A 21,390-nucleotide genomic window follows, 5' to 3' on the forward strand; every position below is an offset into this window, starting at 1 on the left:
ATGTTTGCATTTGCGCTTGATACACTTGAAGAACCTCGAATCATTTCCCTGATTGAAGATGTTAAAAATCTCGAAAGCAATAAAACCAATTTTGGTTTTCGCAAACTGAGGCTAATTAATGTTGAAAATCCTGAACAGCTAAAATTAGAAATAGAAAAAGCCACTGCCAATTTTGATAATCAAGGTTGTATTTATCTTTTAAATCACAATAATTCAATTCTTACGGGAACATTCATTAGTAATATCAAAATTTTAAAGTTTAAAAAGAATGATATCACTTTGACGGGATATGTGTGGCATCAACCAAAAGGTTATTATAAAGCATGGATAATGAAGATGAATAACCAAATCACTGGGAAAAATATTTGGAAAAGTTTTGAAAAGGATGAATTACAAGGTTGGTTGGTCTTTGCATTAAACAATATGCATTCTGGTATCTCAAAGGAAAATCTAAAAATTGAAATCGACGGAGATGATTTTCATAATCTTGATGAATTCTTTTGTACTCTCGGAGAAGAAATCAATGGATTACCTGGTTATTTCGGAAGAAATATTCCCGCTCTATACGATTGTATGAGAGGAGATTTTGGAGTCGAATCAATTAAAGAATTAACATGGAAAAATCATCAGAAGAGTAAGAAGCTTTTTAAAACAAAATTTACTGAAATTCTGCAAATATTTGAAGAATTTAATGTTAAAATAAACTTACAAAAAAAGACAGACCTTCAAGATCTGTCTTCAAAAAATATATCGTCGTATTTTTTATTCTACATTGACTACCTTTTCAATTTCGGGAGCGTGTTGTTTGATGGTATTTTCTACCCCTAATTTCAATGTTGAGAAATTAAGAGAACAAGCCGAACAGTTTCCCAGAAGTTTTACAAAAACGGTATTATCTTTTACATCCAAAAGCTCGATATCGCCGCCATCTTTGTTTAAAAACGGACGAATGCTTTCAAGAGCTTCCAATACCTTGGTTACAGTTTGTTCGTGTGCTATATTTGTCTCCATATTCGAATTTGGTTTTTCAAAAATTAATTTGAAATCATTATTTATTTTTTTGGCGAGCAACCTGCCATTGTCGTGATTTTCACAGCTTCTGTAGGCGGTAGAAACTTATTTCTTTCTACTAAACTCTCTACCATTTTTCTTGCAGTTTCTGTATAAATTTCTGCAATTTTAGAACCTTCCTGAAGCGCTGCAGGTCTTCCCACATCTCCTGCTTCTCTGATGCTCTGAATCAACGGAATTTCACCCAGAACAGGAATGTTTAAATCATCCGCCAAATATTGTGCTCCCTGGTTTCCAAAGATATAATATTTATTGTCAGGTAATTCTTCCGGTGTAAAATACGCCATATTTTCTATCAATCCAAGAACCGGAATGTTGATACTTTCCATATTGAACATCGCAATACCCTTTCTCACATCCGCCAAAGCAACATGTTGAGGTGTACTTACAATCACTGCTCCCGTTACCGGAACTTCCTGAATGATGGATAAATGAATATCACCTGTTCCCGGAGGAAGATCGATCAACAAGAAATCTAATTCTCCCCAAGCTGCATCTCTGATCATTTGGTTTAAAGCTTTTGAAGCCATTGGACCTCTCCAGACAACTGCTTGATTTGCTCCTGAGAAATATCCGATGGAAAGCATTTTCACACCGTAATTTTCGATAGGTTTCATTAAGCTTTTTCCATTCACGTCAACAGAAATCGGCTTCTGCCCTTCTGTATCAAACATTGTAGGAACAGACGGCCCGTAAATATCGGCATCTAAAATTCCAACTTTAAAACCCATTTTTGCTAAAGTTACTGCAAGATTCGCAGCAACAGTAGACTTACCAACCCCTCCTTTTCCGGATGCGATGGCGATAATATTTTGAATTCCAGGGATTTGTTTTCCTTTGATCTGACTTAGCTGAACTTCGCTTGGCTCGGGAGAAACTATTTTTAGTTTTAAATTAATTTCTTCTCCAAATTCGCTTGCAAAAGCCTGCTTCATGGCTGCCTCAAGCTTCTTTTTTTCGTGCATTGCCGGTGAATGAGCGGTCATGTCGATATATACATCGCTGCCCATTACCTGAAAGTTACTCACCAAATCATCTACTTCTATTTCTTTAAGGAAATCCTGAACCTTTTCTTTAGTCAACATAAAAATATAAATTGGGTACAAATTTACGGAAATTTTAGCTATTTAGAATCAATAAAGAGACTGATTGATAAATTCTTTTGTAGACCTAAAATTTGTGTATTTTAGGGCGACTTTAATTTTAAACTCATGCAAAAATTTTTATTCATCCTTTTAGGATTGATTAGCCATAATTTATTTTCACAAAATTATTCACAATATGTGAATCCCTTCATCGGAACGGGTGGTCATGGTCATACTTTTCCCGGTGCTATCGTGCCTTTTGGGATGGTTCAGCTTTCACCCGACACCAGAATCGACGGAAGTTGGGACGGTTGTAGTGGTTATCACTACTCCGATTCGGTGATCTACGGATTTTCTCATACGCACCTCAACGGAACGGGAGTTTCGGATTATGGAGATATTATGCTGATGCCTACGATGGGAAATCCAGGTTTGACACCAAAAGAATATTCATCAAAATTTTCTCATAAAAACGAGAAAGCGACTGCCGGATTTTATTCGGTTAAATTGGACAAACACAACATCGACGTTCGTTTAACCACGACAAAAAGAGTTGGTTATCATGAATATACATTCAACAAAGCCGGAAATGCTAATATTATTTTAGATCTCAATCACCGTGATAAATTGCTCGAAGGTGAAGTGAAAATCATTGATGAAAAAACCATTGAAGTTTTCCGTAGAAGTGAAGCCTGGGCAACCAATCAACAAATTTACGCAAGAATTGAGTTTTCTAAACCAATGCCTTGGAGTATGAGTTCGAAAGGAACAGAAAATCCACAAATAGGTTTTATAACTGAAAAATTGACTGAACTAAAGATGGCATTTTCGACAAAGGTTAAAAAAGGTGAAAAAATTCTTGTTAAAGTTTCAATTTCTCCCACAGGCTACGAAGGTGCAGGAAAAAATATGCTGGCTGAAGGAAAATCGAATGATTTCAATGAAATTCAGAATCAGGCGGTAGCAGATTGGAATAAAGAACTTTCAAAAATTGAAGTTAAGTCTGCCGATAAAGACAAAATGGCCGTTTTCTACACCGCAATGTATCACGTTTTCACGCAACCGAACATCAATATGGATGTTGACGGAAAATATCGTGGCAGAGATAATAAATTTTACATGGCGAAAGATTTCGGATACTACTCTGTTTTCTCGCTTTGGGATACCTTCAGAGGGGCGCATCCTTTAATGACTTTAATTGACAGAAAAAGAACGGCAGATTTCGTCAATACTTTCATTAAACAACGTGAACAAGGCGGAAGAATTCCGGTTTGGGAATTAGCTTCGAATGAAACTGAGTGTATGATTGGATATCACGGTGTTTCTGTAATTGCAGATGCGATGGCAAAAGGAATTACAGGTTTTGATTATGAAAAAGCGTTTGAAGCTTCAAAAAATTCAGCGATGCAGGATATTTTTGGTTTAAATGCTTACAAGCAGAACAACTATATCAGTATTGATGATGAGCACGAAAGTGTTTCTAAAACTTTGGAATACGCCTACGACGACTGGTGCATCGCTCAAATGGCGAAAATTTTAAACAAAAAAGACGATTACGAATACTTCATGAAACGTTCTCAAAACTGGAAAAACCTTTACAATCCAAACAACGGTTTTATGCAGGCAAGAAAGAACGGAAACTGGTACGAACCGTTTGATCCGAGAGAAGTGAATAACAATTACACAGAAGGAAATTCGTGGCATTATTCTTACTTCGTTCCGCAGGATATTCCGGGATTGATTCAGGCACATGGCGGAAAGGAAAAATTTGAACAATTTATTGATGCTATTTTCGCAGCTCCCGATAAAACGACAGGAAGAGAACAGGTGGACATCACTGGATTGATGGGACAATACGCTCAAGGAAATGAGCCGAGCCATCACATCGCTTACCTTTATAATTTCGTTGATAAACCACAGAAAACGGAAGAAAAAATCAAATATATTCTTGACAATTTTTATAAAAATGCTCCGGATGGTTTGATTGGAAATGAAGATTGCGGACAGATGAGCGCATGGTTTATTTTAAGCTCAATGGGAATTTATTCAGTTACTCCAGGGAAATCTGAATGGGAAACCGTAACGCCTTATTTTGATGAAATTAAACTTCATTTGGAAGATGGAACGACAAGAGTTATTACGAAAAGCACTCCAAAAAGTGAACTTAAACATTTAGGTTTTGAAAATATAAAAGCTGTTAAAGATTTAAAATATACAGAACAAACCGCTTCTCCGGTCATTGCTGCTGACAGATTGTTTGATTTTACGACTCAGGTGAAAATCACACCTTTGAACGAAAAAGATAAAGTCTATTACATGACAATGGATGAAAATGATGCTAACGTTAGAAAAACTTTTAAAGTCTATAAAGAACCTTTCACGATCAGTAAAACGACACAGGTTTCAACGTACGCCGAAAGAAATGGCGAGAAAAGCGGAATCACAACTGCCAATTTCAACAGAAGACCAAATCATTGGGATATTACCATTAATGCTAACGTTAATCCGCAATATACAGCAGGTGGAAAATTTGCCTTAATTGACGGAATCAACGGTGACGTAAACTGGAGAAAAGGAGAATGGCAAGGTTATCAGGGACAAACGGTTGAAGCAATTATTGATTTTAAATCACCTCAACAAATCAAGTATATTTCATCCACCTATTTGCAAGACAGCAGAGCATGGATTTTGATGCCGAAAAAAGTGGAATACTACGCTTCGATGGATGGAAAAACATTTATTCTTCTGAAAACTTTGGAAAATAACATTGATGCGAAGGATGAAACAGTTCAGGTGAAAGATTTCTCAACTGAAGTTCTTCCGACCGAAGCTCGTTACCTAAAAGTGAAAGCGTATCACTTCGGAAAACTTCCGGAATGGCATCAAGGTGCAGGTGGTGATGCATATATTTTCGTGGATGAGATTGCCGTGAAATAAGAATAATTGTACATAAAACAAAAACGCATCGTAAATTATGATGCGTTTTTTTGTTTTTTAATGATGAGTTTAGATTTTAGAACCATAATAGTTTGAATATTTTTCAAACTTAGAAAGAACACTTTCAACTTTATGAATTCTTTCTTCCAAATTACCAGAAAGTAAAATATAAGGTATATTTCTTTCTCTGAGATCTGCAATAATCTGTTTTTGAAAAACTTCTCTTTTTTGATTTCCACTTCTGTCCCAAGTATCATCATACGGAATGTCAATATCACAAAGGAAGAAGAGATCATACCTTTTGTAATTTAAATCTGCCATTTTCGTTAAAAAATCAGGAGCTTTTCCATGATAATCAAGTGCAAACATATAAGTCGTAATTGCATTGGTATCAACAAAAAAATATTTATTTGCATTCAAAATTTTTTTGTTTTCAATCTCAATATGCCCTTTTGCAATTTCGTTAAAAGCTTCAAAACCGATTCTTCTCTCAACCTGATGCTTTGTCCAATATTCACGTCCATATTCCGGAGCAAAAGTTGTATTAAATTTCTTTGCTAAGGCTTCTACAATAGTAGATTTCCCAGAAGACATAGCTCCAACAAAAACAATTTTCGTAATCAAATCTCTGTATACAATATCACATACATATTCTTTCGTCATAAAAGAATTTTGCCTGATTTTGGTCGCAGAAATCGGAACAATATTTCTTGCTTCATCAATTCTTCTGTCAATTGCGTTTAAAGCTTTACTCACATGATCACCATAAAATTCGCTTGAATAAAAATGTGTAATTTTCTTTCCATTAAGCATCTTTAAAATATATTCTTCCTGAATGATTTCAAACCATCTTTCGTTGGAGTAACCGTCTGGACCATCCCAACATTCAATCACTTTAACTGTTGGGTAAAGATTCCTGATCCAATTTGCACGAATATGCAGAGGAATTTTGGTAACATCTGTTTCATAAATCAAAACAACCAACTCATCAACGTCGCTCAAAGCCGTATCAAAAACAAATTGATGACCTTTATGAAAAGGGGCAAACTTCCCTAATGTAAGACCTGTTTTTTTCATTTTTCTATTGCTTTACTCCCTCTACTCCAATTATAATATCCATAGGTGGCATTAATTAAAAAAGCCGACCACATTACAATCATCATAATTCCGCTTTCACTACCATCTAACGTTCTGATAATCCAAATAATAATCGTGGTAATATTTAAAATAATATATAATAGCCATTGTTCTTTGTAGCGAAGAATCATAAGAATCGTTGCTACAATTGAAATAATCGTAGACATTCCATCTAAATAGGGACTATTTTGAGTATGAATTTTTGATAAAAAATATCCTAAGAAGGCACATCCCAAAAATGTTGTCAAAAACACGAATAAAATAGATTTTAGATTGAGTGTTTTCATTTCCACTATATCATCTTTTATATGGTTTTTCCACATAAAATATCCTACAATATTCATGGGAAGAAAAAATAATATATACAGCCCCAATTCGCCAAACAAGCCATTATTATAAGCTACATAGGCATATGTAACTGTGTTTACTGTTCCAATAACATAATTCCAAATACTTCCTTTGGCGGCAAGAACCACACATAAAATCCCAGAAATAAACACCAAAAAATTCAGCTAATTATCTTCACTTATTATTGCAATGATAATCCCCAGTACCGAAAATGAAAAAAGCCAGATAATCTCAAATGGCTTCCACGATTTAAAAATATTTTTCATTGGTTTTCCTTAATTCATTCTCTCCGACCACTGCAACTCATCCGGCAATTCTCTATCCGAAAACTCAATATGAATGACTCTTCTCTTCTTTCCATTTGTAGTACGGTTTGAACCGTGAAGAAGCAAAGGTTTCATAATCATTACTCCGCCCTTTTCTACATTGCAGATATTTTCTGTTTCAACATCCCAATTGATGGTTTCGGGTCTGTAGATTCCTTTTGCATGAGATTTTGGAACGACTTTTAAGGCTCCGTTATTTTCATCTGTATCATCAAGATGAATTCTTATCGTGAAAATATTTTCCAAAATGTCCAAAGGTGGCTGTACCGCAAACTGATTCTGTTTCGTTGTCCACGGCCCGAAATTCTCCAGCTCAACTTTTTTATCTACAGAAATAGTTAAATCCTGATGATACGCAACGTACCAGTTTGATTTTTCAGGTTTATCAAAGTAAATACTTTTAACTACAAAATAATTTTCGCCAAAAATTTCTCTGATGATTGTTTTAAAATTTTCATTAAAAATCAAATCTTTCACTTCAGGAATCTCCTTTAAAAATTGACGTATCGCAAAAAGGTCTTCTGATTTCCTGAAGGTTTCTTTTGAAGTGTCAATATTTTGAATGACTTCACTTATTTTTTCAATTTCTTCCGTAGAAAAAATATTGCTGATAACGGAAAAACCTTTATCAGCAATTGTATTTTTATGTTGTTGTAAATTCAACATTGTAAGTTTAATTTTTTTGAGTTAAAGTTCTCGGCTCATATTACTCATTACCAATTGCACATCATTCATATTTATAGATCTCCTCCATGGTTATCAAGCTGCCCTTCCCATTTAGAAACCGCAGAAGTTGCCAAAGCATTTCCTAAAACATTCGTCATACTTCTCGCCATATCACAGAAGTGATCGATTGGTAAAATTAAAGCAATTCCCTCAGGCGGAATTCCGAACATTGAGCATGTTGCCACGATAATAACTAAAGAAGCTCTCGGAACTCCGGCAATCCCTTTTGAAGTTAACATTAAAACCAAAAGCATGGTGATTTGTTGTCCGATAGACATTTCGATTCCGTAGATCTGAGCAATGAAAATTGATGCAAACGTCATGTACATCATACTTCCATCCAAATTAAATGAATATCCTAAAGGTAAAATAAATGATACTACTCTATTGTTACACCCAAATCTTTCTAATTCTTCAACCAATTTAGGAAAAACAGCTTCCGAACTTGTTGTGGAGAAAGCAATCAATAATGGAGATTTTATTCTTCTTAATAATTCAAAAAGACGTTTGCCTAAAATCAGATATCCAACCAATAAAAGTACAGCCCACAAAACGGCTATCGCAAAGAAAAAGTCTCTGAGATAAATTGCGTAGACTTTAAAAATTTCAAAACCATTGGTCGCAACAACTGCTGCAATTGCTCCTAAAACTCCAAGCGGCGCAAACCACATGATATAACCTACCATTTTCAGGATTGCATGAGCAATGACATCAAATAATTTGATGACAGGTTGAGCATATTCGTCACCCAAATTAGCTAAAGCAACTCCGAACATAATAGAAAAAACTACAATCTGTAGAACTTCATTGGTTGCAAAAGCTTCAAAAATACTTTTAGGGATAACATGTTTCACAAAATCTTCCATTGAGAAACCTTTGCTCGATTTTAAAAGTTCGTCAGCAGACGCTGCATCCTGAATAGGAAGTTTCGTTACGTGGCCTGGTTCAAGCCAATTCACCAAAATCAAACCTATAAATAGTGAAACGAGAGAAGCTGAAATGAACCAAAGCATTGCTTTTGACCCTACTCTTCCGATCATTTTGATGTCACTCATTTTGGCAATTCCCACCACCAAAGTTGTAAAAACCAATGGCGCAATGATCATCTGTACCAATCTGATAAAAATGGTTCCCAAAAGTTTGATGTTTTGAGAAAATGGTTTCGCACTTTCAGGATACTGAATATGTACAAATCCACCAATTGCAACACCCACTACCAATGCAATGATAATTGCTATAAATAATTTATTCTGTCCTTTCATATATAGAGTTCAATAGCCACAAATATAATGGTTTTATTGATGAAGCCTAAACTTATGTTAAAATTACTTAAAATTCAATGAGAAAAAAATAATATACAGATAATGAAACAATTAAATTAAAACATTGATATATTTATTTATTTTTTAGATAAATGGTATAGATTTTATTATTACATTTGAGTCTAATTAAAACATTAAATTAAATCAATTATGAAAAAAACAATCGCAATGTCTGCCTTAGCTTTGGCAGTATCGTTTGGATCTATTTCGTGTAAAAAGAAAGTGTCTGATGCTGATCTTCAGACCTCAGCTACTACAATTGTTGCTGCTAATCCTACTGCAACAGTAGAAGTAAAAGAAGGTGTTGCTCATTTAGGAGGAACATTCGCTTCACAAGCTGAAAAAGATGCAGCTATCAAATCTCTAAAAGAAATCAAAGGTGTAAAAGACGTACACGATATGGCAACTATCGCTGAGGTGGCTCCACCTCCACCGCCGGTAGCAACTACGGCTGCTGTAGATCCTATGGTTCAGCAAAAAGTGAAAGATGCTTTGAAAGATTTCCCATCTGTAAAAGTAGAAGTAGTGAATGGAGAACTGACTCTTACAGGAACTGCATCTTCTGTACAAGCTAGAAAAATCAAAGAATCTGTAGATGCTTTGAAAGTTGGAAAAGTAAACTTTAACTATACTGTAAAATAATTAGAGATGAGCACATTACAAGATAAATATTCAAGTGTGGTTTCTGCAGCTCAGTCTGCGGGAGTTTCAAATCTTCAGGTTCAGGAGCAAGACGGTATCCTTTATGTTACAGGAAACGCTTCTAATACTGCAGCAAAAGATGCAGTTTGGAACGCGTTAGGAGCAATTGACTCTACCTATTCTGCTTCAGATATCAATATCGATGTACAGGTTGCAGGTCTTGCAGCTGGTGCAGCGCTTACGATTGCAACAGAAGACTCTAACCTAAACATCAGACAAGAGCCTTCTACAGAAGCTGCTATTGTTGGTAAAGCAGCAAAAGGTTCTTCAGTTACTTTAGTAGAACAAACTTCTGACGATTGGTGGAAAGTAAAAACTGCTGACGGACAAGAAGGTTACGCATACTCAAGATATTTGAAAGCATAAGTTTATAAAAACTCACGCTTTTCAGAAATATTTAACATTTAACATCTCCATTTGGGGATGTTTTTTTTATACTTTTGCGCATCAAAAATATTTAGATGAAAAAAATTCTATTGCTGTTGTTTATTGCATTCAGCGCAGTTTTACTCAATGCACAAAAACTCAGCATCGATGGTAAGGTTTCCAATTTTGAAAAAAACCTGTAGAAAATGCCACCGTCTACCTTCTTAAACAGAAAGATTCATCCATCATCAATTATACCGCAACCAATCGTGAAGGTAAATTTTCATTAAAATATGACGAACTGAACGAACCAACCGTTCTTAAAATTGACGCAGAAAAACTCATCTCCTACTCCAAGAATTTTGAAAGCATCACGAAGTCAATGTCGCTGGGAGATATTGAACTTGAAAAAAATTCGGTATTTAACATTGAGGAAGTCACGCTCACTGCATCGCCTGTTAAAATTAAAAAAGACACGATAGAATTCAATGCCTCGGCTATAAAAGTAAGACCCGACAGCAAAATTGAGGAACTTTTAAAGCAAATTCCAGGTGTAGAAATCAATAATGACGGAAAAATTACCGTTAACGGAAAAGAAGTTGACCAAATTATGATCAACGGAAAACCTTTCTTCGACAAAGACGGAAAAATTGCCCTTCAGAATCTTCCGGCTGATATTATTAAAAACATACAGTTTACAACCACAAAAACCAAAGAAGAAGAACTCAGCGGAAAAGCAGCAAAATCTAATAATACGACCATCAATTTTAATATCGATGAAAAGAAAAATAAAGGATTGCTATCTCGTCTTACATTGGGCTACGGTTCGGATAAAAGATATGAAGGAAGCGGACTTTTAAGTTATTTTAAAAATGAAACTAAGATCAGCCTACTCGCGTCATCAAACAACATCAACTCTCAGGGGTTCTCTAACGATGAGGTTTTCGACAGTATGGGACACGGCAGAAATTCTTGGTTGATGCAGGGAGGAAGCGTCGTAACTTCAGGCGGAAATACCTATTACACCGATGGAAGCAGCGGAAATAACAAAGGAATTCAAAGATCGACGACGATAGGTTTTAGTTACAGCGATAAATTGTCTAAGAATGCCGAACTAGATAGATTCAGCGTAATGATGGCTGATAGCAATCTTGAGATGAGATCTAAAGTTTCTCGTACTACATTTCTTCCCGAATATACACTGAAAACCAACTCTGAAAGTAATGGTGAAAACGACAACAGACAATATAGCTTCGATACTTCAGCTACCATCAAACTAGATTCACTTACGAGTATCTACTTTTCACCTTCGTTCTCAAAAACAAAAAGTTTTAATTTTAATAATTCGAAATCTAATACTTTACGAAATGACCTTCTGCTGAACGAAAATGAGTCTTTTACAAGTACAGATTCTGAGAATAATTCATTCAACCCAAATATTTATGTCACCAAAAGATTTAAGAAAAAAGGTAGATCTGTGTATGCCAATTTAAGCAGTTCGATTTCTGAAGCAAAGAGAGATCAACTGAATAAATCTCAGACGATTTTTTATCAAACGACAGATCCTGCCGATATAAGAAATCAGCTTTCTAAGACCAAAAATCAGACGAACAATTATAAATTTGGTACTGGATATACTGAGCCGATTTCTGATTCTGCAACTGTTAGTTTAAGTTTAAATTACGAAAACAAGTTAGACAGCAATCTCAGAGATGTAAGCGATTTTGATCAGAATACAGGAAAATATTCTAACTATAATTCAGATTTGTCGAATATTATGAATCAGAAGATCAACGAAATTTCTCCGGAATTATCTTTTGAATTAAATAAAAGTAAACTTAATATCTGGGCAAATCTCGATTTTAAAATCACAGATATGAAGGTAAGTTCGGTTTTTGACGAACAGCAGTATAATCTCCAGAAAAATTTTGCACTTCCTAATTACAGCATGAATGTGCAATATCAGTTTTCGCAAAACAAAAGACTTAGTTTTTACAACAGTGCACAGTACACGATACCCTCAGCAAATCAATTGACACCTTACGTAGATTTTGTGAATCCACTAATTGCTTATCAGGGAAATCCGGATCTTAAAAATTCTTGGAGTAACACTTCTTATTTATACTTTAATAATTTTAATATCGTAAAAAACATCAATTATTATATGAGTTTAAATTTCACTTATAAAAATAATGATGTAGTGAATTACTCCTACTTCGACGACTCTGGGAAACAGTTTATCACCTACGCCAATGTGAGCGGAAACAAAAATCTCTACCTTGGCGGTGGCTTTTCGAAAACTTTTAAATGGAAAGAAAATAAATTGACCTTAAACCCAAGATTCAGCGTGAGCTATAATTACAGCCGAGGATTCATCAATGCTGTACAATATACCAGCAATTCTTACAACTTTAATCCCGGATTTAATCTTACGTATGAAATCAAAGATAAAATCACAATAAAACCATCATACAGAATTGGTTACAGTTTCTCAGATTATACAAACTATGATATTGGAAGAGTAAAAACCGCCAATCAGGTTGCAAAATTGGAGCTTACCAACTATATTTTTAAAACAAAACTGGTCTTTGGCAACGATTTTGAATACAACACGACGTCTAACATCGCACCAGGTTTCAAAAGAGATTTTTACTTCTGGAACACGAGTTTAGGATATTCTTTTTTCAATAAACAACTCACGGCAAAAGTGAAAGTGTATGATGTTCTGAACCAAAATCAAAGTGTAAGAAGAACGATCATGCCAGCTTATTTTGAAGATCAAGAAGACCTTATTTTAAAAAGATATGTCATGTTTTCTCTCTCAATGAAGCTGAATAAGTTTGCAGGAAAAAAGACCAACGTAAAATAGACCAAACCAACCTTTTATATATTTGAAGTGATCAGGAGTAATTCTGGTCATTTTCTTTTTGAATTTGTTTTTTACTGCGCATTGTCAGTAAGTGATTTTAAAAATTCTTCTGGATTAGTCAAAAATTTCGTTGCATTAGATTCCATTATATCTTTTATAAGCAGATCCTTGTGCGCTTCAAAAAAGTGATATTTCAAATTCATAAATTTAAGTTTATGCCCAGTAGCTAATTGCAAAATTAATTCAACAAATGTCTTGACATTTTCTTTATTTCTAATATCAAACCTAATATCAAATTCTTTGATGTTATCTCCTTCAAAAAACAAACTGCAATCATTGTCTTGAAATTTTTCTACATTGCCCTTCCAATAAATTGAATTTTTTGTTTCACTCTTATATTCAGAAATATAAGAATCTATTTTTTTAGCAATCAATTTTTTATTTAAATAATAATTTTTCCAAAAGAAATAAGTTTCTTTTCTGTAATCTGTTTCTATCTGATTTATAAACTCTTTATAATTTTCTTCAAAATTATCAGTCGGAATTAATATTACGGTGTACTGCCAAATAGCCATTTTATTTAAAATTTATACCAAATATAAAGAACAATTTTCTCTAAATTAGCGACAAATTTCAATTATGAAGATTCCATTTTCTTTTTTATTCATTCTAGTTTTTATTTTCGGACAAGCACAGAGCAACACTCCATCTGACTCTTTCGTCAAAGATAATTTTACTAAAAAAGAATTTTACATTACGATGCGTGACGGCGTAAAACTTTTCACTGCTGTTTATATTCCAAAAGATATTTCGAAGAAGCAAAAATATCCTTTTCTTATGCAGAGAACCTGCTACAGCATTGCACCTTATGGTGAAAACGAATACAAAGCTAAGATTGGTCCGAATCAATATTTAATGAAAGACAAATACATTTTTGTATTCCAGGATGTGCGAGGAAGATACATGAGTGAGGGAACATTCACCAATATGACACCACAGGTTGAACGCAAAACAAAAAAAGACGTCGACGAAAGCACTGATACTTATGACACCATTGATTGGTTAGTTAAAAATATAAAAGATAACAACGGAAAAGTAGGACAATACGGAACTTCATATCCCGGATTTTACACAGCTGTAGGGACTTTGGCGCAACATCCGGCTTTGGTAGCTTCTTCACCACAAGCTCCGATTTCTGACTTCTGGAACGATGATTTTCTTCACAACGGAAAATTTATGTTAGGTTATTTTAAAACATTTCCGGTTTTTGGAGTTCAGAAAACAAAACCTGAACAAAAAGCCTGGTATTCTGATTCTATGATTAAACCTACCTCAGAAGACGGTTTGAAATTCTACAGAGAAATGGGAACTTTGAAGGATGGTTATGAAAAATACTACAAAAACAACTTCTTCATGACCGAGATTATGAATCATCCGAATTATGATGAATTCTGGCAGAAAAGAAGTCTTCTACCCCATCTTAAAAACATCAATCATGCAGTAATGACCGTTGGGGGTTGGTATGATGCGGAAGATCTTTTTGGCCCATTAAATATCTATAAAACTATTGAAAAAACAAGTCCGAAAGCTAAAAACACGATCGTAATGGGACCATTTTCTCATGGTGGTTGGGGACGTGAAGAAGGAAAACATTTCCATAATCAAATCTATTTCGGTGACAGCATTGCAACCTATTATCAGAAAAATTTGGAGACCAAATTTTTTAATCATTATTTAAAAGGAAATACAAAAGAAGACGCAGGTTTACCCGAAGCGGTGATGTACGACACCGGAGCCAAAGAATGGAAAGAATTTGCTCAATATCCGCCAAAAAATGCTCAGAAAATCAATTTTTATTTAGCCAACGGAACTTTAAAAAATACTTTAGGACAAGGTTCTTCAGAATACTACAGTGATCCGAACAATCCCGTTTTGAGTTCTGATAATCTGAAAGATTTTAACGGATTTACCCCACGAAATTATATGTCAGAAGACCAAAGATTTGCTGTCGGAAGACCCGATGTATTAACTTTCACGACGGATGTTCTGACAGAAGATATGACGTTTGCAGGAGAAATTTTAGCTAAATTAAATATCGCATCCACCTCTACCGATGCAGATTTTGCAGTGAAATTAATTGATGTTTATCCTGAGGATTTCAAACCTCAAGAAAAGAAAGAAAGTGTGATTTACGGAAATTATCATCAAATGGTCAGAAGCGAAATTATGCCTGCAAGGTTCAGAAATTCAAAAGAGAAACCAGAAGCTTTGGTTGCGAACCAGAAAACTGCCGTTAATTTCAGATTGCAGGATGTGGTACATACATTCAAAAAAGGTCACAAAATTCAGATACAAATTTCTTCTACCTGGTTTCCACTTTTCTCAGTGAATCCGCAGAAATTCTTAGAAAACCCGAATATGGCGACTAAGGAAGATTATACAAAAGCTTTTATTAAAGTCTTTGAAGATTCTGCAATTGAAGTTGAGGTTTTGAAATAAGTTAGAAGTTAGAAGTTAGAAGTTAGAACGAAATTAAGCTTATAAAGAATAGCGGTGTGATTTACACTGCTTTTTTTATTCCTCAATCGTTCTGAAAGTCAAATTTACTCTTGGAGTTTTCACTTTTGTCGTTTGTGGAAGCCTGTGAAACCAATTTTCCTGGGTTATTCCTTTCATCACGAGTAAACTTCCATTTTCGAGCATGATGTCAATTCTTTCTTTGGATGTTTTATGTTTAAAAGAAAATTTACGTTCTGATCCGAAAGTCAGAGAGGCAATTGCTCCATGTTTCTTTAAATCTTTTTCTCCGTCACTATGGTAAGCCATTCCTTCGCTTCCGTCGTGGTATAAATTCAGAAGGCATGAATTGTATTTTTCACCAGAAACTCCTTCACATTTTTGTTTTAAGACTAACAATTCGGGAGTCCAGAGCTTGGCATATTTTGTTCGGTTGGAATAGGTGTATTCAAATTGTTTTTCGCCAAACCATGCAACTTTTCTTTTGGTGATAATCAGTTTTCCAAAAATCACAGCCTCGTCATTTTCCCAAGGAATTTGATTAAACAAATACTGATAATATTTTTCGCATTCTTCATCAGAAAAAACCTTTCCGTAATATTCTGTGATTCCGTCTTTGGGAAGAATATTAATGGGAAAATCTTGTGTGCTATCAAATAAACTATTCATTGGTTTAATTATTTAATTCTGAACCATTAAGATTCTATTAAGGAATTAAGAATATTAAGTTGAGCTTCGCTTTAAGCAGCTTATTTACTAAAATCTATTTGATTTTTTCTTAATTAAACTTAACTTTTTAAAACAAATCTTAATGGTTCAAATTTCAGATAGAGTCATCAGAATAAATTTTCGCACTTTCCCAACCAATTATCAATTGTTTTCTGTCACTTCCCCACATATAACCTCCAATTTTCCCCGAAGATTGTATCACTCTATGACAAGGAATTAAAAATGCTACAGGATTACTTCCAATTGCCGTTCCAACTGCTCTTGAAGCTTTAGGATTTCCAATTTCACCAGCTAAATTTCCATAAGTTGATAATTTCCCAAGTGGAATTTTCAGTAAACTTTCCCAGACTTTCAACTGAAAATCGGTTCCTTTTAAATGAAGTTTTATGGTATTCAGTTTTGTCCAGTCTTTGTTAAAAATGGATAATGCATTTTGCTGAAACTCATCTTGTTTTTCAAAAAAGATGCATTGGGAAATTTATTTTGTAAATCTCTCAATGCATTTTCTTTATCTTCTTCGAAAGCCATATAACAGATTCCTTTTTCAGTGGAAGCTGTGATGATTTTTCCAAATGGACTTTCGGAAAAACTGTAATTGATCTTTAAATTTTTACCGCCGTTTTTATATTCTGCAGGTGACATTCCTTCAATCTTCACAAACAAATCATGTAATCTGCTCGTACTTGAAAGTCCGGTCTCTAAAGCTGCATCAAACAACGTAGCTTTTTCTTCTTTCAGTAAACTTTTTGCGTGTTCAAGGCTGATGAACTGCAAAAATTTCTTCGGACTTGTTCCTGCCCAATCTGTAAATATCTTCTGAAAATGTGCCGGACTTAGATTTACTTTTTCAGCAACTTCATCCAAATTCGGTTGCAGTTTAAAATTGCTTTGAATAAACTCAATCGCTTTGGCAATTCTCTGATAATCTATTTCTTCTTGTGTGGACATTTTCATTTTGTTTTATATCACAAATTTCAAAAGAAAAACTGAAAGAAAAAATCCGTTTCGTGCGGAATTTTAATCTCTGTTGATGTGATAGTATGCCAGCATTTTATAATACAGTTTTGCCGCTAAAAATGCGCTTGGCTTTGAATACGTCGAATCCATCAATTCAACAATATCAAATGCTACCACATTACATTTTTCGAAAACTTTTCTTAATAATTCTAAAGTTGGGTACCACTGCAAACCACCTGGCTCAGGAGTTCCTGTTGATGGAGCAATTGATGGGTCAAAAGCATCTAAATCGATGGTAATGTACACATTTCCTGAAACTTTTTCTAAAACATCATTCACCCAGTTTTCATTGTGAGCAATTTCATGAGCGAAAAACACCCTTCCTTCAGGTAAATATTCAACTTCCTCAACATCCATAGAACGAATTCCGACTTGCACTAAATTATGTTTCTTATTTGCTTCAAAAACCGCACAAGCATGATTAGAAGTAGAACCGTGGAATTCCGGACGCAAATCTGTATGAGCGTCTAACTGAAGAACCGTCAGATTTTCAAATTTTTCTCCAACTGCACGAATCGAACCAATAGAAACAGAATGTTCCCCACCAAAAAGCGTGAACAATTTATCTGTTGCCAAAAGTTCTTTTGTTTTCTGATAAACTGCTTCTGTCATTGCTTCAGGTGTTGAATTTTCTGAAACTTCTCCAGCTAAATAAACACCTTCCAGATAAGGCTCAGTTCCTGTTTCGATGTCATAAAGCTCCATGTTTTCAGAAGCATCCAAGAACAACTCCGGACCTTTATCAGCGCCTTTTCCCCAAGTTGACGTTCCGTCATAAGGAACCGTTACCAATACTACTTTTGAATTTTCTAATGAAGCATTTTCTTCAGGAATTCCTGCGTATGTTTTCATAATGTTTTTAAAGTTAAATGATTTTTGCAAAGATAGTAAAAGATGGAAGCTGGGAGATTGAAGAAGAAAGTTTTTACAGTGAAAAAATAAATTTGGTTAGATTTTAAAATTCTCCCCAATTAAACAAAAAAACACATCCTTAATAATACAAACAAATTCTTTATTTCATCACTACGAGACGTCACATCCATTATCCAACTTCTAGCATCCAGCCAAATTCCCTACCTTTGTAAAAATTCAAAAATATGTCCTTAAAAGCTGTGCTGTTCGATATGGATGGCGTTATTGTAGATACAGAACCTTTGCACAGAAAAGCGTATTTCAAAACATTTAATCAATTAGGAATTGAAGTTTCAGAAGAACTTTATACCTCCTTCACCGGTGCTTCCACAAAGAAAGTTTGTGACACTTTAATTGATCGCTTCAATCTTTCTGAAACCTTTGAAGATATTGCCTTAATCAAAAGAGCTCATTTTAAAGATTACTTTTACAACGATGAAGAATTTGATTTGATTCCTGGAGTAAGAGCATTAATTCAACATTATTACGAAAACGGAATTACCTTGATTCTCGCATCTTCCGCAACGATGACCACCATTAATATGGTTTTTGAGAAATTTGAATTAGAAAAATACTTCAATGGAAAGATCAGCGGTGCCGATTTAAAAGAATCAAAACCTCATCCTGAGATTTTCATTAAGGCTACTGGAATGGCAAACGAACCTATTGAAAACTGCATGGTCATTGAAGATTCTACCAACGGAATTTTGGCAGCTCACAGAGCCAATATTTTCTGTGCAGCCTATAAAAGTGAGCATACGCACAATCAGGATTACAGTTTGGCGAATATGGTGGTTTCAGATTATTCTGAATTGGAGATTGATAAGATTTCGAAATATTTTTAGCTGTAATGTAAATTTAGAGGTGTTTTAATTCGGATATAAATTGTAGATTTAAAATAGAAATTCAATTATTATTAATTAAATCAAAAAAGAATGACGAAAAAGATATTGTTTTCACTGGTTTTTTTGCTTTGCAATCTACTTTTATTAAAAGCTCAGCAGAGTTTTAAACTTGCGGATAAAGAATTTGATAAAGGTAATTATGAAAAAGCCATTCTTTATTATACAGAATCTATTAATAAAAAAGAAGAATTATCAACGGCGTATAATTATCGGGGGCTTTCTTATTTGTATCTGGAAAAAGTGCAGGAAGCAAAAGCAGATTTAGAATCTTCATTTAAGTTAAATCCTTCTGATGATAAGATACACACTAGTTTTGCACGTTTTTATGCCTCAACAGGACAATTTCCCAAAGCATTAGAATTTTACAACAGTTCAATCGAAAAAAAATCTAACAATTATAAATTGTACAACGAAAGAGCAGGTATAAAAGCAGCAATGGAAATGTACAATGAAGCTATTGCTGATGCAGATTTCTCCATAAAACATCTTCCTAATGATTATTCTGCGTATCTGAACAGAGGATATGTCTACCTTAGAATGGGAAACTATGAAAAAGCCATTAATGATCTTTCTGCTTCCCTAAAAATAAAAGCCAGCCACAAAGGTTTCGGTAATAGAGGAACCGCATACGCATTATCAAAAAATATGATTTGGCAATAAGTGATTTTGATAAAGCTTTAACTTATAATCCTGATGATGTACTTGTATTGTACCAAAAAGGTGAAGTTTTATTATCATTAGGTCAAAAAGAAAAAGCGTGCGAACATTTCTTAAAAGTGAAAAAATTAGGCAATAATGAAATTGATGATGTTATTGAAAAGGCAAAATGTAAAAACTTATAAAAATTAAACTTTCATTTAAAAATGTATAACATATAACAACAGCTCTCAAAATTTGAGAGCTGTTGTTATATGTTATGGTTACTCTTCGACTTCCCTCAGAGCAACGTATTTACACTTTAGTAACCCAATATCTTCAAAATATCTTCAGGTTCCTGTCTTTCTCTAAAGATCTCATATTGGAATTCTCCATTTTCATCTTTCTGAATCAGAATATGTCTCGGCTGAGGCATCAGACAGTGATGAACTCCGCCATAACCGCCAATCGTTTCCTGATACGCTCCGGTGTGGAAGAAACCGATATATAAAGGTTTTGTATCACTGAAAACAGGTAAATAAATAGCATTCGTATGTTGTTCAGAGTTGTAATAGTCATCAGAATCACAAGTCAAACCGCCTAAGAAAACTCTTTCGTAAGAATCTTCCCAACGATTCAGAGGAAGCATGATAAAGTGTCTTGAAATTGCCCAAGTATCAGGCAAAGTAGTCATGAAAGATGAATCGATCATATTCCACTTTTCTCTATCATTCTGACGTTTCTGAGAAATGATTTTATATAAATTCGCACCACTCTCTCCAACGGTAAAGCTTCCGAATTCTGTATAAATATTTGGTTCTTCTACTCCTTCTTCTTCACAGAATTTTTTGATTTGAGAAACGATTTCTTCAACCATATATTGATAATCGTAATCGAAATTTAATGAAGTTTTGATTGGAAAACCACCACCGATGTTCAATGAATTTACTTCAGGAGCAATTTTCTTCAAACGTGCGTACACACGAAGACATTTATACAATTCATTCCAGTAATACGCCGTGTCTTTGATTCCGGTATTGATGAAAAAGTGAAGCATTTTCAGCCTTGCATTCGGATGTTCTGCAATTTTCTGACTATAATATGGGATAATATCTTTATATCCGATTCCTAATCTTGACGTATAAAATTCAAACTTTGGCTCTTCTTCAGAAGCGATTCTGATTCCGATGTCGAAAGTCGTATCAATGCTTTCCGTTAATTTATCAAGCTCACGGTAATTATCCAGGATTGGAGTGATGTTTTCAAAACCACTGTTGATCATATCTGAAATTTTCGCCAGATAATCATCTGTTTTGAAACCGTTGCAGATCACTTCAATATCTTTCGTGACTTTCCCTTCATTATAAAGAGATTTTACAATATCCATGTCGTAAGCTGAAGACGTCTCGATAGAAATATCGTTCTTCAAAGCTTCTTCAATCACAAATTTGAAATGGCTGGATTTTGTACAGTAGCAGTATCTGTAGTTTTTTTTGTAATCGATTTTCTCAAAAGCTTCCTTAAACCAGCCTTTTGCTTTCTGAATATTTTGAGAAATCTTCGGGAGGTAACTTACCTTAAGAGGCGTTCCAAACTTCTCAACAACTTCCATCAAAGGGATATCGTGAAAAGACAAATTGTTCTCAGAAACATTGAATTCTTCCGTTGGAAAATACAATGTCTGATCAATAAGTTCCGAGTATTTTATTTTCATTTTTTGACAAGTGAATTAAGAATGCAAAATTGCTAAAAAGTTTGATTTTTTTAGTTTAAATTTTCTTAAAG

19 protein-coding genes and 1 pseudogene are annotated in these 21,390 nt (G+C 34.4%); 9 read left to right on the plus strand and 11 right to left on the minus strand.

Going from position 1 to position 21,390, the window contains the following annotated elements; all coding sequences use genetic code 11:
• A complete protein-coding gene (locus EAG08_RS05725) occupies positions 1-828 on the plus strand; it encodes a barstar family protein (RefSeq protein ID WP_129534624.1) in 828 nt (275 codons plus the stop codon).
• Here the strand turns inward: EAG08_RS05725 and EAG08_RS05730 are convergent.
• Entirely contained in the window at positions 763-1,011 is a 249-nt protein-coding gene (locus EAG08_RS05730) for a NifU family protein (RefSeq protein WP_129534625.1), read from the minus strand. The two genes, EAG08_RS05725 and EAG08_RS05730, sit on opposite strands and share 66 nt — an antisense overlap.
• Before the next feature lie 41 nt (positions 1,012-1,052).
• Positions 1,053-2,156 (minus strand): Mrp/NBP35 family ATP-binding protein, encoded by a 1,104-nt coding sequence (locus tag EAG08_RS05735; protein ID WP_129534626.1) that lies wholly within the window; start codon positions 2,154-2,156, stop codon positions 1,053-1,055.
• A gap of 126 nt (positions 2,157-2,282) precedes the next feature.
• On the opposite strand from EAG08_RS05735, the gene EAG08_RS05740 reads away from it, so the two are divergent.
• A complete protein-coding gene (locus tag EAG08_RS05740; RefSeq protein ID WP_129534627.1) occupies positions 2,283-5,093 on the plus strand; it encodes a GH92 family glycosyl hydrolase in 2,811 nt (936 codons plus the stop codon).
• Positions 5,094-5,162: 69 nt separating this feature from the next.
• On the opposite strand, the gene EAG08_RS05745 is transcribed toward EAG08_RS05740, so the two are convergent.
• The 4 genes from EAG08_RS05745 to EAG08_RS05760 all read right to left on the minus strand — a co-directional run bounded on the left by EAG08_RS05745 (position 5,163) and on the right by EAG08_RS05760 (position 8,892).
• Entirely contained in the window at positions 5,163-6,170 is a 1,008-nt protein-coding gene (locus tag EAG08_RS05745; RefSeq protein ID WP_129534628.1) for an AAA family ATPase, read from the minus strand.
• A complete protein-coding gene (pnuC, locus tag EAG08_RS05750) occupies positions 6,167-6,706 on the minus strand; it encodes a nicotinamide riboside transporter PnuC (protein ID WP_262696808.1) in 540 nt (179 codons plus the stop codon). Before pnuC ends, EAG08_RS05745 begins: the two co-directional genes overlap by 4 nt.
• 147 nt (positions 6,707-6,853) lie before the next feature.
• The gene (locus EAG08_RS05755; protein ID WP_129534629.1) at positions 6,854-7,570 is read right to left on the minus strand and encodes a phytanoyl-CoA dioxygenase family protein; all 717 of its coding nucleotides are present in this window, start codon (positions 7,568-7,570) and stop codon (positions 6,854-6,856) included.
• Positions 7,571-7,641: 71 nt separating this feature from the next.
• Positions 7,642-8,892: a dicarboxylate/amino acid:cation symporter gene (locus tag EAG08_RS05760; protein ID WP_129534630.1), complete on the minus strand. Its 1,251-nt coding sequence runs from the start codon at positions 8,890-8,892 to the stop codon at positions 7,642-7,644.
• 210 nt (positions 8,893-9,102) lie between these two features.
• On the opposite strand from EAG08_RS05760, the gene EAG08_RS05765 reads away from it, so the two are divergent.
• The 3 genes from EAG08_RS05765 to EAG08_RS05775 all read left to right on the plus strand — a co-directional run bounded on the left by EAG08_RS05765 (position 9,103) and on the right by EAG08_RS05775 (position 12,889).
• A complete protein-coding gene (locus EAG08_RS05765; protein WP_129534631.1) occupies positions 9,103-9,594 on the plus strand; it encodes a BON domain-containing protein in 492 nt (163 codons plus the stop codon).
• 6 nt (positions 9,595-9,600) lie between these two features.
• The gene (locus EAG08_RS05770; RefSeq protein ID WP_129534632.1) at positions 9,601-10,020 is read left to right on the plus strand and encodes an SH3 domain-containing protein; all 420 of its coding nucleotides are present in this window, start codon (positions 9,601-9,603) and stop codon (positions 10,018-10,020) included.
• Between the two features lie 382 nt (positions 10,021-10,402).
• Positions 10,403-12,889 (plus strand): outer membrane beta-barrel protein, encoded by a 2,487-nt coding sequence (locus EAG08_RS05775; protein ID WP_228446787.1) that lies wholly within the window; start codon positions 10,403-10,405, stop codon positions 12,887-12,889.
• Positions 12,890-12,960: 71 nt separating this feature from the next.
• On the opposite strand, the gene EAG08_RS05780 is transcribed toward EAG08_RS05775, so the two are convergent.
• Positions 12,961-13,464 (minus strand): hypothetical protein, encoded by a 504-nt coding sequence (locus EAG08_RS05780; RefSeq protein WP_129534633.1) that lies wholly within the window; start codon positions 13,462-13,464, stop codon positions 12,961-12,963.
• Between the two features lie 64 nt (positions 13,465-13,528).
• Here EAG08_RS05780 and EAG08_RS05785 point away from each other — a divergent pair, with 64 nt between their 5' ends.
• Positions 13,529-15,388, plus strand: coding sequence for a CocE/NonD family hydrolase (locus EAG08_RS05785; protein ID WP_129534634.1), 1,860 nt, complete (start codon positions 13,529-13,531; stop codon positions 15,386-15,388).
• A 75-nt stretch (positions 15,389-15,463) separates the two neighbouring features.
• On the opposite strand, the gene EAG08_RS05790 is transcribed toward EAG08_RS05785, so the two are convergent.
• From EAG08_RS05790 to speB, 3 genes and pseudogenes are all read right to left on the minus strand, one after another.
• A complete protein-coding gene (locus EAG08_RS05790) occupies positions 15,464-16,075 on the minus strand; it encodes an alpha-ketoglutarate-dependent dioxygenase AlkB family protein (protein WP_129534635.1) in 612 nt (203 codons plus the stop codon).
• A gap of 154 nt (positions 16,076-16,229) precedes the next feature.
• A pseudogene (locus EAG08_RS05795) lies at positions 16,230-17,083 on the minus strand (bifunctional helix-turn-helix domain-containing protein/methylated-DNA--[protein]-cysteine S-methyltransferase).
• Positions 17,084-17,152: 69 nt separating this feature from the next.
• The gene (gene speB / locus EAG08_RS05800; RefSeq protein WP_129534636.1) at positions 17,153-18,004 is read right to left on the minus strand and encodes an agmatinase; all 852 of its coding nucleotides are present in this window, start codon (positions 18,002-18,004) and stop codon (positions 17,153-17,155) included.
• Between the two features lie 245 nt (positions 18,005-18,249).
• Between speB and EAG08_RS05805 the strand changes: the two genes are divergently transcribed.
• From EAG08_RS05805 to EAG08_RS05815, 3 genes are all read left to right on the plus strand, one after another.
• Positions 18,250-18,909, plus strand: a complete 660-nt coding sequence (locus EAG08_RS05805; RefSeq protein WP_129534637.1) for an HAD family hydrolase — start codon at positions 18,250-18,252, stop codon at positions 18,907-18,909.
• A gap of 90 nt (positions 18,910-18,999) precedes the next feature.
• Positions 19,000-19,629: a tetratricopeptide repeat protein gene (locus EAG08_RS05810; RefSeq protein WP_129534638.1), complete on the plus strand. Its 630-nt coding sequence runs from the start codon at positions 19,000-19,002 to the stop codon at positions 19,627-19,629.
• Positions 19,620-19,811: a tetratricopeptide repeat protein gene (locus EAG08_RS05815; protein ID WP_164998529.1), complete on the plus strand. Its 192-nt coding sequence runs from the start codon at positions 19,620-19,622 to the stop codon at positions 19,809-19,811. Before EAG08_RS05810 ends, EAG08_RS05815 begins: the two co-directional genes overlap by 10 nt.
• 116 nt (positions 19,812-19,927) lie before the next feature.
• Here the strand turns inward: EAG08_RS05815 and EAG08_RS05820 are convergent, their stop codons facing one another.
• Positions 19,928-21,319: a decarboxylase gene (locus EAG08_RS05820; RefSeq protein WP_047442472.1), complete on the minus strand. Its 1,392-nt coding sequence runs from the start codon at positions 21,317-21,319 to the stop codon at positions 19,928-19,930.
• Positions 21,320-21,390 lie beyond the last annotated feature (71 nt).

Origin of the sequence: Chryseobacterium sp. 3008163 (genome assembly GCF_003669035.1) — a bacterium.
Taxonomy (GTDB): Bacteria; Bacteroidota; Bacteroidia; order Flavobacteriales; family Weeksellaceae; genus Chryseobacterium.

Bases quoted from the DNA above. Each gene is read 5' to 3' on its own strand.
- EAG08_RS05725 (WP_129534624.1), top strand. From the start codon at position 1: ATGTTTGCATTTGCGCTTGATACACTTGAAGAACCTCGAATCATTTCC.
- EAG08_RS05730 (WP_129534625.1), bottom strand. From the start codon at position 1,011: ATGGAGACAAATATAGCACACGAACAAACTGTAACCAAGGTATTGGAA.
- EAG08_RS05735 (WP_129534626.1), bottom strand. From the start codon at position 2,156: ATGTTGACTAAAGAAAAGGTTCAGGATTTCCTTAAAGAAATAGAAGTA.
- EAG08_RS05740 (WP_129534627.1), top strand. From the start codon at position 2,283: ATGCAAAAATTTTTATTCATCCTTTTAGGATTGATTAGCCATAATTTA.
- EAG08_RS05745 (WP_129534628.1), bottom strand. From the start codon at position 6,170: ATGAAAAAAACAGGTCTTACATTAGGGAAGTTTGCCCCTTTTCATAAA.
- EAG08_RS05755 (WP_129534629.1), bottom strand. From the start codon at position 7,570: ATGTTGAATTTACAACAACATAAAAATACAATTGCTGATAAAGGTTTT.
- EAG08_RS05760 (WP_129534630.1), bottom strand. From the start codon at position 8,892: ATGAAAGGACAGAATAAATTATTTATAGCAATTATCATTGCATTGGTA.
- EAG08_RS05765 (WP_129534631.1), top strand. From the start codon at position 9,103: ATGAAAAAAACAATCGCAATGTCTGCCTTAGCTTTGGCAGTATCGTTT.
- EAG08_RS05770 (WP_129534632.1), top strand. From the start codon at position 9,601: ATGAGCACATTACAAGATAAATATTCAAGTGTGGTTTCTGCAGCTCAG.
- EAG08_RS05775 (WP_228446787.1), top strand. From the start codon at position 10,403: ATGTCGCTGGGAGATATTGAACTTGAAAAAAATTCGGTATTTAACATT.
- EAG08_RS05780 (WP_129534633.1), bottom strand. From the start codon at position 13,464: ATGGCTATTTGGCAGTACACCGTAATATTAATTCCGACTGATAATTTT.
- EAG08_RS05785 (WP_129534634.1), top strand. From the start codon at position 13,529: ATGAAGATTCCATTTTCTTTTTTATTCATTCTAGTTTTTATTTTCGGA.
- EAG08_RS05790 (WP_129534635.1), bottom strand. From the start codon at position 16,075: ATGAATAGTTTATTTGATAGCACACAAGATTTTCCCATTAATATTCTT.
- speB (WP_129534636.1), bottom strand. From the start codon at position 18,004: ATGAAAACATACGCAGGAATTCCTGAAGAAAATGCTTCATTAGAAAAT.
- EAG08_RS05805 (WP_129534637.1), top strand. From the start codon at position 18,250: ATGTCCTTAAAAGCTGTGCTGTTCGATATGGATGGCGTTATTGTAGAT.
- EAG08_RS05810 (WP_129534638.1), top strand. From the start codon at position 19,000: ATGACGAAAAAGATATTGTTTTCACTGGTTTTTTTGCTTTGCAATCTA.
- EAG08_RS05820 (WP_047442472.1), bottom strand. From the start codon at position 21,319: ATGAAAATAAAATACTCGGAACTTATTGATCAGACATTGTATTTTCCA.